Genomic DNA, 13,289 nt, shown 5'->3' on the forward strand with positions numbered 1-13,289 from the left:
TCATGAGAACACCTTCCCCCGCCGGACGGCGCCCGGCCGGACGTGGTCCCGGTGGCCGGTCCGCCGGCTGGCTCTCGGTGCTCCGCACCCCGGTCGGGGCGGGCGCCGGACTGTTGCTCGGCGGCGTCCTCGTCCTGGCGGTGATCGCACCGCCGGTATGGGGACACCAGGCAGCGGCGATCAACACCGACGTGCTACTGGAGGGTGCGTCGCCGTCACACTGGGCGGGCACCGACAACCTCGGCCGTGACCTGTTCCTGCGCGTCCTCGTCGCCACCCGTCTGTCGGTGGGGCTGGCGCTGGTGGCCACCTTCATCGCGGTCGTCGCGGGGCTGCTGCTGGGGACCGCGGCGGTGGTCGTCGGGCGGCGCGCGGCCCGGCTCGTCGCGACCGTCGTCGACATCACGGTCGCCTTCCCTGGACTGCTTCTGGCCCTCTTCTTCGCGGTGATCTTCGGGGTCGGCACCACCGGCGCGGTGCTGGCGATCGGATGCGCCGCCGCCCCCGGGTTCGCCCGGCTGACGCAGACCTTGGTCGCCGGGGTCGTCGAACGCGACTACGTCGCCGCCGCCCGGATCGCCGGCGTGGGCAGGGTCCGGCTGCTGCTGCGGCACGTGCTGCCGAACATCGCCGAACCGCTCGTCGTTAACGCCACCATCGGCGCCGGTTCCGCGCTGCTGGCCTTCGCCGCGCTGTCGTTCCTCGGGCTGGGGGTGCAGGGGGCGTCCTACGACTGGGGGCGGCTGCTCGGCGACGGCCTGGACGGCATCTACGTCCACCCGGCGGCAGCCCTGGCACCCGGCATCGCCATCGTCGTCGCTGGACTGGCGTTCAACCTGTTCGGCGAGGCGGTCGCCACGCGCATCGGTCAGGCCGCCACCGGGCAGCTCACGCCCCTCGGCCGCGCGGCGCGCCGCACGACGGCCGACGCGGACCGGACCTCGGACGAAGCCGCCGCGGATCTCGTCCTCGACGTCCGCGATCTGACCGTCACCGTCCCCGCCGCCGACGGTCCAATACGCCCGGTCCGAGGCGTCGGCTTCCGCCTCGGCCGCGGCGAGGCCGTCGGCATCGTGGGCGAGTCGGGCTCGGGCAAGTCCCTGACAGTCCTCGCTGTGGCCGGACTCCTCGACGAGCGCGTCCAGGTAGACGCCGAGCGGCTGAGGTTCCTCGGTGCCGACCTGCTCAGCGGCACACCCCGCGACCACGCGCACCTGCTCGGCTCGTCCTTCGCGATGGTGTTCCAGGACCCGATGACCTCCTTCAACCCCGCCCTCCGCGTCGGCGGCCAGCTCGCCGAAGTGTCCCGGCAGTACGGCGGCCTGAACAGGAGGGACGCCGCCGCCCGCGCGGTCGACCGGCTGCGCGCCGTGCGCATCCCCGCCGCCGAGCGCCGGGCACGCCAGTACCCGCACGAGTTCTCCGGCGGCATGCGGCAACGCGCCATGATCGGGATGGGCATGATGGGCTCCCCGGCACTGGTTGTGGCCGACGAGCCCACGACCGCACTCGATGTCACCGTGCAGCGGCAGGTACTGCGACTGATCGACTCGGTCCGGCGCTCCGACGCCGTCGCGACCCTGCTGATCAGTCACGACGTCACGGTCGTCGGACAGGTCTGCGACCGGGTCCTGGTCATGTACGCCGGCCGCATCGTCGAGGAACTCCCGGCGAGCGAGCTGGCGACCGGAGCACGGCACCCCTACAGCCGGGCGCTCGTGGCGGCCGTACCCGGCATGGACAGCGACACACACCGCCCGCTGCCGGTCATCCCGGGGCGGCTGCCGGACCCGGCCGCTCTGCCGCCGGGCTGCGCCTTCGCACCGCGTTGCCCGCTCGCGGACGAGCGATGTCACCAGCAGGAACCGCCGGTCGAGACCGATGCGGACGGTCGGCGGGTCGCCTGCTGGCACGCGGATGCCGAGACCGGTCTCGGAACACAACCCGCCGCGGAACGGTCGGCTGAGACGGCTGAGGCTGGAGAGCGGTCATGAGAGAACTGCGTTTCGAGGACGTCAGCGTGCGCTACGGCAACCGCCGCAGCGGTTTCACCGCGGTGGACGGAGTGGACCTGACCGTCCCCGCCGGGGAGACCGTCGGCCTGGTCGGCGAGTCGGGGTCCGGTAAATCGACCCTGGCCCGCGCGGCGGTCGGCCTCCTTCCCGTGCACAGCGGACGGATCCTGCTCGGCGGCGAGTCCCCACGGCAGCGGACCGGCGCCCGTCGGCCGGTGCAGATGGTGTTCCAGGACCCGTACGCCTCGCTCGATCCGCGGATGACGGTCGGCGCGTCCATCGCCGAGACCATGCCCCGCCGATCCACAGGCGGTCCGAAGCCGGCAGACGCTGCGAAGTCCGATCGACGCCAGGAGGTTTTTCGGCTCCTCGAACGGGTCGGGCTCGCTCCGGACCGGGCGGCCATGTACCCGAGGCAGTTGTCCGGCGGGCAGCGGCAGCGCGTCGCGATCGCCCGGGCGCTGGCCGCCGGGCCCGACGTGATCGTCGCCGACGAGATCACGTCGGCGCTGGACGTGTCCGTCCAGGGCACAGTGCTCAACCTCGTACGAGACCTGCGACGCGACCTCGGTGTGTCGATGCTGTTCATCTCGCACAACCTGGCGGCGGTGCGGTACGTCGCGAGCAGCATCGCCGTGATGTACCTGGGCCGGATTGTCGAGCACGGCCCGACGCAGGAGGTGCTGGCCGACCCCCAGCACCCCTACACCCGCGACCTACTCGCATCCGTGCCCCACGCCCGGCACACCCTCGCCGACGAGTCCGACAATTCGCCTGCGCGTGTGGTGCGCGACGCGGAACCGACCGACCCGCACCATCCACCCGTCGGCTGCCGCTATCACCCACGCTGCCCGGTCGGCCCGCTGGTCCTGGCCGGCCGCGACGTGTGCCGCACCACCGAGCCCGGCCGTGACCACCCCCACCACGCCGCCTGCCACTTCCCCGGCGAACCGGTGACCTTGCCCGCGCCCGCCGTGGCAGCCCTCCCCACCGACGAGCGAGGAGACACCGCGTCATGACCCGCCGCCCCTGCATCGACGACCTGCACGGCCTGGCTGTCCCCGAGCAGCCGACGCTGTCCGCAGCCGGCGACCAACTGGCTTATGTGCTCAGGACGTCGGACACGGACGCCGACCGTGACCACCGTTCGCTGTGGCGGGTGTCCGACGGAAGACCGCCACAGCGGCTCACTACGGGCCCCGCGGACACCTCGCCCGCCTGGGCGCCGGACGGCACCCGGCTCGTCTTTCTGCGGGCACCCGGCGAGGCGGCCGGTCCGCCGCAGCTTTGGCTGCTGTCGGCCGACAGCGGCGAACCCGAGCAGCTGACCTGGCTGCCGCTCGGCGCGGGCGCACCGGTGTGGAGCCCCGACGGCACGCGTATCGCGTTCAGCGCTCCCGTGGACCCCACCGCGGTCGAGGGCGAGGACGACGCCGCCCGGCGTCGGCGAGAAGCGGCGCCCGTCGTGGCCGACCGGCTCGACTACCAGGCTGACGGCACCGGTCTGCTGCGTTCCGTCCGCAGGCATGTCCACGTCCTCGACCTCGTGGAACAGCGGTGCCGGCAGGCCACGAGCGGCGACTGGAACGCCGACGCCCCGGCCTGGTCACCCGACGGCACCCGACTGGCCTTCGCCGCCGCGCCCGAACCGGACACCGACCTCACCCCGCACGTCCCCCTCCACGTCCTCGACGCGACCGACGAGAAGGCGAGCCCTCGCCAGGTCGGCCCGGCTGACCTGTGCGCAGGCGCGGTGACCTGGGCTGGCGACGGCAGCGCGCTGCTGACGGTCGGCACGGTGGGTGGTCCGCGTGGGCATGCCGGGCTGCTGCGGGTGCCGACGGCCGGGGGCGATGTGGTGGATCTCGCGGCGCCGCTGGACCGCAACGTCATGCCCGGCGGCACCGGATACCCGGGTGCGGCACCGCAGTTGACCGACGACGGCCGCACCGTACTGTTCTGCGCCCGTGACCGCGGCTGCACCCACCTGTACGCGGTGGATGTCACCGGCGGACGTCCGCGGCACGTGCTCGGCGGCACCGGAGAAGTCGTCTCCGGGCTGTCCGCGGCCCCGGACACGGCAGCGGTCGTCCTCGCAACGCCGACGTCGTACGGCGAGATCGTCACCGTGGACCTCGCAGGCGGCGCACTGCGCGTGCGTACCGGCCATGGTGTGTCCTTCGCGGACGTGCAGCCGTACCCGCGCATCGAACGGGAGTTCATCGTCTCCGACGGCACCCGGGTCTGCGGCTGGCTGATCCGGGCCCCCGACGCGCGTGGCCCGCAGCCACTGCTGCTGGACATCCACGGCGGACCCCACAACGCGTGGAACGCCGCCGCAGACGAAATCCACCTCTACCACCAGGAACTCGTCGCGCGCGGCTGGTCAGTGCTGCTGCTCAACCCCCGCGGCAGCGACGGCTACGGCGAGCGGTTCTACACCGCGGCCCTCGGCGCGTGGGGCGAAGCGGACGCCCTGGACCTCCTCGAACCGCTGGACGACCTGGTCGCCGAGGGCGTGGCCGATCCACGGCGGTTGGCAGTGACCGGCTACAGCTACGGCGGCTATCTGACCTGCTACCTGACCAGCCGCGACAACCGGTTCGCGGCGGCGGTCGCGGGCGGCCCCGTCACCGATCCGGTCAGCATGGCCGGCAGCTCGGACGACGGACACTTCCTCGCTGTCCACGAGTTCGGCGGCCACTTCTGGCGCAGCCACGACCGGCTCGCCGCCATGTCACCGCTGGCGCAGGTGGATCGTGTACGCACGCCTACGCTGATCCTGCACGGCACAGCCGACCTGCGCTGTCCCATTGGGCAGGCGCAGCAGTGGTTCACGGCGCTGCGCGAGTTGGGCGTGCCCAGCCGGCTCGTGCTGTACCCGGACGCGTCGCACACGTTCATCGTGGACGGTCGCCCCTCGCATCGACTGGACTTCAACCGGCGCATCGTCGACTGGGTGGAGCACCACACGCACCGCGATCGGTCGGCCACCACCAAGGGGGACTGACATGGGGATTGACATGGACCACCCGGCGCTGTTCGCACGGACACGGGCCACGCTGCCCGAAATCCTCGCCGACATCGAACGGCTCGTGTCCTGTGAGTCCCCGTCGAGCGACCTCGCTGCCGTGGCACGCAGCGCCGATGTCGTCGCCGAACTGGGCACCGCCCGGCTCGGCGCCGTCCCGGAGCGGATCGTTTTCGACGGCGTCACACACCTGCGCTGGCGGTTCGGCCCCGGCCCGACGCGCGTGCTGCTGCTCGGCCATCACGACACGGTGTGGCCGATCGGCTCCCTGACCGCCCACCCCTTCGGCGTCGTCGACGGTGTCCTGCGCGGCCCCGGCTGCTTCGACATGAAGGCCGGTCTCGTCATGGCGACGCACGCCGCGGCCGCCCTGCCCGACCCTTCCGGCGTGACCCTGCTCATCACGGGCGACGAGGAAGTCGGCTCACCGACCTCGCGGGAGCTGATCGAGACCGAGGCATCCGGCTGCGCCGCCGCACTCGTACTGGAGGCGTCGGCGGACGGCGGTGCGCTGAAGACCGAACGCAAGGGCGTCTCACGCTACGAGATACACGTACGGGGCCGCGCCGCGCACGCCGGGCTGGAGCCCTGGCGCGGCGTGAACGCCGGCGTCGAGCTCGCCCACCAGGTCCTGGCCGTACAGGCACTGGCCGACCCCGGGCAGCAGACGACGGTCGTACCGACCGTCATGTCAGCCGGCACGACGGCCAACACCGTGCCCGAGCAGGGACGGCTCGACGTGGACGCGCGGGTCCGGTCGGTGACCGAGCAGGCACGCCTCGACACCGCCATGCGGGCGCTGCGGCCGGTACTGCCCGGTGCCGGCCTGGAGATCACCGGCGGGCCCAACCGCCCGCCCCTGGAGGCCCGGGCCTCGGCAGACCTGTTCGACCGCGCCGCACGGCTCGCCGCCCGACTGGGCCTGGCCCCCCTCACGAGCGCCGTGGTCGGCGGCGCCTCCGACGGGAACTTCACCGCCGGCATCGGGACGCCGACGCTCGACGGCCTGGGCGCCGTCGGCGGCGGCGCGCACTCCGCCGGGGAACACGTGCTCGTCGACGAACTGCCCGGCCGCACCGCGCTGCTCACCGCGCTCCTGGCCGACCTGCTTGCCGACTGGCGGACGCTCTCCTCTCCGTGCGGTCTCACGAATCAGCAGCCTTCGTCTCGTGCCGCACGACCATGACCCACGCAGCCCAGGCCGAAAGCATGGAGTCATGACCGACCTTCAGGAAGCCCCTGACGACATCGCGGGACACGTCGAGGCCGCGCTGCGCTCCGACGCCGCCGTCCGGGCGGCCGGCGTGACCCTCCGCGAACTCGCCCGCCACGACGAGCTGGAAGCGGTGTCCCGGCTCTACGACACCATCTGGCATCCCGACCCGAGCAAACCGCTGATGACCACGGAACTGCTGCGCGCGCTGTCCAAGTCGGGCAACTACGTGACCGGCGCATACGACGGCGACGAGCTGGTCGGCGCGAGCGTCGCGTTCTTCGGCGCCCCCAGGGACGGCTGCCTCTACAGCCACATCGCCGGAGTCTCGGCCCGCATGCGCGGCCACAATGTGGGTTACGTCCTCAAACTGCACCAGCGCGCCTGGGCGCTGCAGCACGGAGCGTCCACGATCTGCTGGACCTTCGACCCGCTGGTCCGCCGCAACGCCTACTTCAACCTCGTCAAGCTCGCCGCCTCACCCGCCGAGTACCTGCCCGACTTCTACGGCGGGATGCATGACGCGATCAACGGCGGCGACGAGAGCGACCGGCTGCTCGTTCGCTGGGATCTCACCGCCCCACGGGTCGTCGCCGCCTCCGCCGGCCACGGAACGCTCTTCGACGTCGCCGCCGAGCGAGCCGCCGGGGCGGCCGTCGCCCTGGACGTCTCCCAGGCCGGCCGACCCGTGTCCGGGCCACGGGACGCCGAGACCCTCCTCGTGTCTGTCCCGAGCGACATCGAGGCGCTGCGCACCCAGGACCCGCAAGCGGCCAAGGACTGGCGGCAGGCCCTGCGCGAGGTGCTCGGCGGGCTCCTCGACGACGGCGCGCGGGTGACCGGCTTCGACCGCGCGGGCTGGTACCTGCTGGCCCGCGGCCATGACACGGATCAGCCTCAGGAGGACAACCGATGAGACTCAAGGGCGTGGAACTGCGCCGCGTACACATGCCGCTCGTCACACCGCTGCGCACCTCGTTCGGCACCGAGTCGCTGCGCGACATCCTGCTGCTGCGCGTGGTCACCACCGACGCCGAGGGCTGGGGCGAGTGCGTGGCGCTTCAGGAACCCACGTACTCCTCCGAGTACGTGGACGGGGCGGCCGATGTGCTGCGCCGCTTCCTGGTGCCCGCACTCGCACGCCTCGACCACCTGGACGCGGTGGCGGTCGCCCCCGCCCTCGAAGCCTTCCGCGGGCACCGGATGGCGAAGGCCGCGCTGGAAATGGGCGTCCTCGACGCCGAGTTGCGCGCCGCCGGCCGGCCGTTCGCGCGAGAACTGGGCGCCGTGCGCGACCGCGTCCCGTGCGGCGTCTCGGTCGGGATCATGGACTCCGTCCCCGAACTGCTGGACGCCGTCGGCGGATACCTCGACGCCGGCTACACGCGGGTCAAACTGAAGATCCAGCCCGGCTGGGACCTCGAACCGGTCCGGGCGGTCCGTGAGCGGTACGGCGACGACGTACTCCTGCAGGTCGACGCGAACACGGCCTACACGAGGGCCGACGCACGCCACCTCGCCCGCCTCGATCCCTACGGCCTGCTCCTGATCGAGCAGCCGCTCCCGGAGGAAGACCTCCTCGGCCACGCCGGGCTCGCGAAGTCCATGACGACCCCGATCTGCCTGGACGAGTCGATCGTCTCCGCGCAGGCCGCCGCCGACGCCATCGCACTCGGCGCCTGTTCCATCGTCAACATCAAGCCCGGACGAGTCGGCGGCTACCTGGAAGCACGCCGCGTCCACGACGTCTGCCATGCCCACGGCGTGCCCGTGTGGTGCGGCGGCATGCTCGAAACGGGTATTGGCCGCGCCGCCAACGTGGCGCTCGCCGCTCTGCCCGGCTTCACGCTGCCCGGCGACACCTCGGCCTCCGACCGCTACTACGCGGCCGACCTCACCGAGCCCTTCCTGCTCGACGACGGTCACCTGGCCGTGCCGACCGGACCCGGCATCGGAGTGGAGCCGCTGCCCGAGCGGCTGGAGGCGGTCACGATCTCGACGGAGTGGCTGTCCGGCTGAGAGCCTGTCGGGTGGCCTCTGATCGGGCGTCCACGCCCTGGCACGCACGCTTCCCGCGTTGCCGAAATATCCTAGTAGCTCCGCTACGAGGACATCCCGGAGCCTTGGAATCGCACGCACCAGACCGCGTCCGCTATCCGATCGAAGGCCACCCGACAGGCTCTGAGCCCGGTCGCACAAGCGCCTACCTGGCTGGTCGCCGGGAACAAAAATGGCGACGGATCTCGTTCATCCGGACGAATCAGGCCGTCCTCCCCACGGCTAGCGTCAGTCAGGTGGTGCTACCCCGAATGAACCCGCGCCCCCGTACCAGTCTCGGCCGACTGCTGGACGACCTCGGCACGACGCTGCTTCACCTCGTCCATGGTGAGTCCGGTCGCGGCGAGCACATCGGCGGCCTCGTCATCCATGACCCGATCGACGCCCCTGTGCTGCCGCCCCAGGCGCTGGTCCTGGGCGTCGGCGTCCACCAGGCGGCCGACATCGTCGCGCTCCTGGGCGCCATGGGCGCCCAGGGCGCAGCCGGACTGGTGCTCCGCGCGCCCGTACCCACCGACGGCGAGATACTGGCGGCCGCCGAACGCTCCGGCGTCGCGGTGCTCGGTCTCACGCCCGGCGCCTCGTGGACCCAACTGACCGCGATGCTGCGATCCCTGCTCGCCGAGGACGACGTCACAGACCCCGACGCGGCGACGCTCGGCGGTGTTCCGTCCGGCGACCTGTTCACGCTCGCCAACGCGATCGCCGCGCTGTTGGACGCGCCGGTGACCATCGAGGACCGCAACTCCCGTGTCCTGGCCTTCTCCGGGCGGCAGGACGAGGCAGACACGGCGCGGGTAGAGGCCATCCTCGGCCGGCAGGTTCCCGAGCGCTACTCGCGTGTGCTCGCCGAGCGGGGCGTGTTCCAGCAGATCTACCGCGCCGACGATCCCGTCTTCATCAGCCCGTCCGCCGATGCGGCCGAGGCGGCGGGCTTCTCACTGCCTCGCGTGGCCATGGCTGTTCGCGCGGGCGACGAGATCCTCGGCTCGATCTGGGCCGCGGTCAAGGAACCGCTCGAAGCGGAACGGGCACACTCCCTGCGGGACGCGGCCAAACTCGTCGCCCTGCACATGCTCCGCGTCCGCGCCGGCGCCGACGTCGAACGCAGACTGCGCGCCGAACTGGTCGGCACCGCACTGGAGGGAGGCCCCGGCGCCCGCGACGCACTGAACCGGCTCGGCCTGGCCGACCAGCCCGTGGTCGTCCTCGCGCTTGCCCTGTCCGACTCGGCCGGCGAGCCATCCATCGGCGCCGACGCCGTACTGACCGCCGAACGCCAGCGGGTCGCCGACGCCTTCGCGATGCATGTGAGCGCCGTTCATCCACGCAGCGCCGCCGCCCTTGTCGGTGATGTGGCCTACGCACTCGTCCCCACGGGACGGGATGTCGAGGACGGCGAGGAACGCGCGCTGCGGATCGCCTCCGACTTCGTCGACCGCGTCGGCGACCGCATCCCGGCGTTGATCGGTGTCGGCGCCGTCGTCGACGCCGTCACCGACCTCGCGCACGCACGCACCTGCGCCGACCGGGCCCTGCGTGTCCTTCGATCCCACCCCGGCGAACCCCGGGTCGCCCGGCTGCCAGACGTGCACGTGCAATCGCTGATGCTCGAACTGCGGGACATGGCGGCTGCCCGGGGTGACCGCCCCAGCAGCCCGGTGGCACGGCTCCTCGCCTACGACGAGCGACACCACGCCAGCCTGGTGCAGACCCTGAACGCCTGGCTGGACGCCTTCGGCGACGTCATCGCCGCGTCCGCCTCCGTCCACGTCCACCCCAACACCTTTCGCTACCGCCTGCGCCGCGTCGGCGAGGTCGGCGGCATCGACCTGGCCGACCCGGAGGCCCGGTTCGCGGCCATGCTCCAACTCCGTCTCCACTCGCTGTCGTAGCGGTCAGCGGCAGGCACGAATCCGACCGCCTTCCGTTGTCCCTGCCCACGAAGCGCGCGGGGAAGACCGGTCGCCCGAGACCGGCCGCACGGCGCACGCACCACGAACCGGCCCGTCGAGCCCCCGCACCGGCGTACGTCGCCGGAGAGATCAGGGGCCACCCGCCATGACGACAGGGCGGCCAGCGGGACGGTTGTCGTCAACTTCCCACGTCAGTAGGGTGGTTCATGCCCTCCGTCGGCCCGAGGCTCGAAAGACAGCGCTCGGCCAGGGCGATGCTGTGTGCCCTCGAAGTCACAAACCTGACTCCTGGGCTACTGGTGCCGGTTGGGCGAGAGCCTTTGCATTCTGCGCCGAAAGCGTCTTGTAGACGGTTCCGGCGAGGTCGGGCAGCGTGTCCCCTTCGCCGACGGCGCTGTTGACAGCGACGGCGATGATCATGCCGCTCTTCGGGAAGTACATGTGCAGCACCCGGCTGCCAAAAGTCGCCCCTTCATAGAACCAGACGGTCCCGGTCACAGGATGGGCGTACTTCACGACTCCGAGCCCGAAGCCGAGGGGATCGTCGGCCGTGACGGTCGTGACGGGCTTACTGGTGTTCACCGAGATCAGGGACTCCAGCTCGCGCTGCTGGGCCGCGGGCAGCACGCGACCGCCGTACAGTGCCCGGTCCCAGGTCGTCATGTCCTTCAGTGAACTCACCAGGCCACCCGCCCCTTGCGCCCAGGACAGGCCGAGCGGCGGAAGCGGTTTGTCGAGATGCTTCGGCAGGACGGAGTGGGTGGAGTACGGCGTCGGCATGCGCGAGGCCGTGTCCGGACGGCACTCCGGGGGCAGGCAGGTGTCGTTCAGGCCGAGAGGTTCGATGATGCGTTCGGTGAGCCGATCGGAGTAAGTGTCGTGCGACGCTCGTTCGACAATCATCTGCGCGAGAAGGTAATCGGTGTTGGAGTACTCGTACTTCGCCGGACCCAGCGGCAGGCCCTTCACATAGGACACCAGACGCTCCAGTGTGAAGCGCGTGGACGGATCGGCGTCGAAGTCGTCAAGAAACGCACTCTGGTCGGTGTAACTGGGAATTCCACCGTTCATCGACAGCAGTTGCCTGATGGTGACATCGCGCCACGCCGGATACTGGGGAAGCCACTTTCCCAGTTTGTCGCGCAGGGACAGCTTTCCCTCGGCCTCCAGTTGAAGCAGCAGCACGGATGTGAACGCCTTGGTGTTGCTGCCTATCTGCCACAGCGCTTTGCCGGACACCGGTCGACCGCCGCCGTAGCGCGTCGTCCCCGCGCTGACCGAGACATCAGGTCGCTGATCGGCGTAGGTCACCCGAAGGGAGACCGCCGAGAAATGGTCCTTCGCGCCCTGAGCGTCCACGTATTTCTCGAGGTCACTCCGGAGTGACGCGGTGACGCGGTGAGCGGGCCGCTCCACCTCCGCATTCGAGACGTCCAGCCCGCGCGCCGACGCCGTCGTCATCCCCGAAACAACCGCCGCGGTGACCGTCGCCAGCACCACGAGGCGCTTCCCTTCCCGACCACGGCGCCGACGAATCCCATACCTCATTGTCGCCATTCCTCTCTCGGGTTGAGCAGAACCGGGAATGAAGATCACGCTATGCAGCGGAGGTGCGGCAGGTAATCGGGGTAACCCCCCAGTTGGTAGACATGCTGGCCCCCTCGTTGCGGCCAAGCACAGCCTCGCTCGAACTCCATGCCTTCGATGATCTGGCTTGAAGAATCGTTGAGAACAGCCGATTGATCACGACTTCAGACAGCCCTTAGTACCGCCGTACGAACGGGAACCCGCGACTTCGTTTCATCGGCCATGCCCGTGGGGGTCGCGCCGAGGTTCGATGACTGAGCGCGGCCGACCGCGCGCCACGACGACCCCGAGGATCTCGCGATGACCCGACCCGACACCGACACGACGCCGCCTGGGGCGTCCCACTCCGTGACGGGAATCGTCGGCCCGCCGGATGCGCTCGCGCAGCTTCCCCGGTTCGCGGGGCCCTCGACCTTCGCGCGTCTCCCTCGCCTGGACGAGGTGGCTCGGGCCGACGTGGCGATCCTCGGGATTCCCTTCGATTCGGGAACCACCTATCGTCCGGGAGCCCGATTCGGGCCGGAGGCAGTTCGCGCTGCATCGAAACTACTCAGGCCGTATCACATCGGCCTCGGCGTCGAGCCGTGGACGGCCCTCCAGGTCGCCGACGCGGGGGATGTCGGGGCGACGCCCTTCGACATCCCCCGGGCGGTCGAGCAGATCGAGCGTGCGGCGCGGGCACTCTACGCCAACGCCCGGAACATCGTGGCGATCGGAGGGGACCACACAATCGCGCTCCCACTGCTGCGCGCCGCGCACGAGCAGTTCGGCCCCGTGGCACTCGTCCACTTCGACGCGCACTTCGATACGTGGGACACCGTCTTCGGCAATCCGCTCGCGCACGGCACTCCGTTCCGCCGCGCTTTCGAAGAAGGACTCCTCGCCGCGGACCACTGCATGCACGTCGGCATCCGGCACAGCACTCCCGCCGCATCGGACTTCGACGACGACGCCGCGCTCGGATTCGCGACGGTCACGACTCTCGACGTCGCCAGACAGGGGATCGACCGTACGGCGGAGCGCATCCGACAGCGGGTGGGGGACCGTCCCGTGTACGTCAGCATCGACGTCGACGTGCTCGACCCCGCGCACGCCCCCGGGACCGGGACACCTGAGCCGGGCGGCCTGACGACGAGGGAGCTCCAACTCCTGCTGTTCTCCCTTGCCGACCTCGATGTCGTCGGAGCGGACATAGTAGAGGTCTCGCCTGCCTACGATCACGCGCAAATCACGGCGCTCGCGGCCGCGGGCATCACGTTCGACCTGCTCGCGATGTTCGCACGGGGCCGGCGACTCTAGCTACCAACTTCGACGCGGGGGCGAACCCCGTGAGGGTCTCCGCTGGTCACGCGTTGGTCGCGCTGGTCACGGATTCCGTGCAAAGTGCCTGGTCAGAGCGCTGGAAACAGAGAGGACGACCGGGGCCGCCACCCCCCACAGGAGAGGCCCCGGTCGTCTTCAGGCGGGGA

9 protein-coding genes are annotated in these 13,289 nt (G+C 71.0%); 8 read left to right on the plus strand and 1 reads right to left on the minus strand.

The window, feature by feature from the left end; translation table 11 throughout:
• Positions 1 to 2: 2 nt before the first annotated feature.
• From ACFWV8_RS18355 to ACFWV8_RS18385, 7 genes are all read left to right on the plus strand, one after another.
• Positions 3 to 1,994 carry a dipeptide/oligopeptide/nickel ABC transporter permease/ATP-binding protein gene (locus tag ACFWV8_RS18355; protein ID WP_384202844.1) on the plus strand — a complete coding sequence of 664 codons (1,992 nt, stop codon included), beginning with the start codon at positions 3 to 5 and terminating at the stop codon, positions 1,992 to 1,994.
• Entirely contained in the window at positions 1,991 to 3,034 is a 1,044-nt protein-coding gene (locus ACFWV8_RS18360; protein ID WP_384202847.1) for an ABC transporter ATP-binding protein, read from the plus strand. The genes ACFWV8_RS18355 and ACFWV8_RS18360 overlap by 4 nt, the downstream gene beginning before the upstream one ends.
• On the plus strand, positions 3,031 to 5,025 hold the full coding sequence (locus tag ACFWV8_RS18365; protein ID WP_384202850.1) for a prolyl oligopeptidase family serine peptidase: 1,995 nt from the start codon (positions 3,031 to 3,033) through the stop codon (positions 5,023 to 5,025). The genes ACFWV8_RS18360 and ACFWV8_RS18365 overlap by 4 nt, the downstream gene beginning before the upstream one ends.
• 1 nt (position 5,026) lies before the next feature.
• Positions 5,027 to 6,232 (plus strand): M20 family metallopeptidase, encoded by a 1,206-nt coding sequence (locus ACFWV8_RS18370; RefSeq protein ID WP_384202853.1) that lies wholly within the window; start codon positions 5,027 to 5,029, stop codon positions 6,230 to 6,232.
• A 31-nt stretch (positions 6,233 to 6,263) separates the two neighbouring features.
• Positions 6,264 to 7,175 (plus strand): GNAT family N-acetyltransferase, encoded by a 912-nt coding sequence (locus ACFWV8_RS18375; RefSeq protein WP_384202856.1) that lies wholly within the window; start codon positions 6,264 to 6,266, stop codon positions 7,173 to 7,175.
• On the plus strand, positions 7,172 to 8,278 hold the full coding sequence (menC, locus tag ACFWV8_RS18380) for an o-succinylbenzoate synthase (protein ID WP_384202859.1): 1,107 nt from the start codon (positions 7,172 to 7,174) through the stop codon (positions 8,276 to 8,278). The genes ACFWV8_RS18375 and menC overlap by 4 nt, the downstream gene beginning before the upstream one ends.
• A 275-nt stretch (positions 8,279 to 8,553) precedes the next feature.
• Positions 8,554 to 10,212 (plus strand): PucR family transcriptional regulator, encoded by a 1,659-nt coding sequence (locus ACFWV8_RS18385; RefSeq protein WP_384202862.1) that lies wholly within the window; start codon positions 8,554 to 8,556, stop codon positions 10,210 to 10,212.
• Positions 10,213 to 10,506: 294 nt separating this feature from the next.
• On the opposite strand, the gene ACFWV8_RS18390 is transcribed toward ACFWV8_RS18385, so the two are convergent.
• Positions 10,507 to 11,733, minus strand: a complete 1,227-nt coding sequence (locus ACFWV8_RS18390) for a serine hydrolase domain-containing protein (RefSeq protein ID WP_384202865.1) — start codon at positions 11,731 to 11,733, stop codon at positions 10,507 to 10,509.
• A 387-nt stretch (positions 11,734 to 12,120) separates the two neighbouring features.
• On the opposite strand from ACFWV8_RS18390, the gene speB reads away from it, so the two are divergent.
• A complete protein-coding gene (gene speB, locus ACFWV8_RS18395; protein WP_384202868.1) occupies positions 12,121 to 13,119 on the plus strand; it encodes an agmatinase in 999 nt (332 codons plus the stop codon).
• The last annotated feature ends 170 nt before the right edge of the window (positions 13,120 to 13,289 follow it).

This window comes from Streptomyces sp. NPDC058665, assembly GCF_042714995.1.
Classification (GTDB): Bacteria; Actinomycetota; Actinomycetes; order Streptomycetales; family Streptomycetaceae; genus Streptomyces.

What these genes read in the sequence shown, in the direction of transcription:
- ACFWV8_RS18355 (WP_384202844.1), top strand. Translation starts at nt 3, where the DNA reads ATGAGAACACCTTCCCCCGCCGGACGGCGCCCGGCCGGACGTGGTCCC.
- ACFWV8_RS18360 (WP_384202847.1), top strand. Translation starts at nt 1,991, where the DNA reads ATGAGAGAACTGCGTTTCGAGGACGTCAGCGTGCGCTACGGCAACCGC.
- ACFWV8_RS18365 (WP_384202850.1), top strand. Translation starts at nt 3,031, where the DNA reads ATGACCCGCCGCCCCTGCATCGACGACCTGCACGGCCTGGCTGTCCCC.
- ACFWV8_RS18370 (WP_384202853.1), top strand. Translation starts at nt 5,027, where the DNA reads ATGGGGATTGACATGGACCACCCGGCGCTGTTCGCACGGACACGGGCC.
- ACFWV8_RS18375 (WP_384202856.1), top strand. Translation starts at nt 6,264, where the DNA reads ATGACCGACCTTCAGGAAGCCCCTGACGACATCGCGGGACACGTCGAG.
- menC (WP_384202859.1), top strand. Translation starts at nt 7,172, where the DNA reads ATGAGACTCAAGGGCGTGGAACTGCGCCGCGTACACATGCCGCTCGTC.
- speB (WP_384202868.1), top strand. Translation starts at nt 12,121, where the DNA reads ATGACCCGACCCGACACCGACACGACGCCGCCTGGGGCGTCCCACTCC.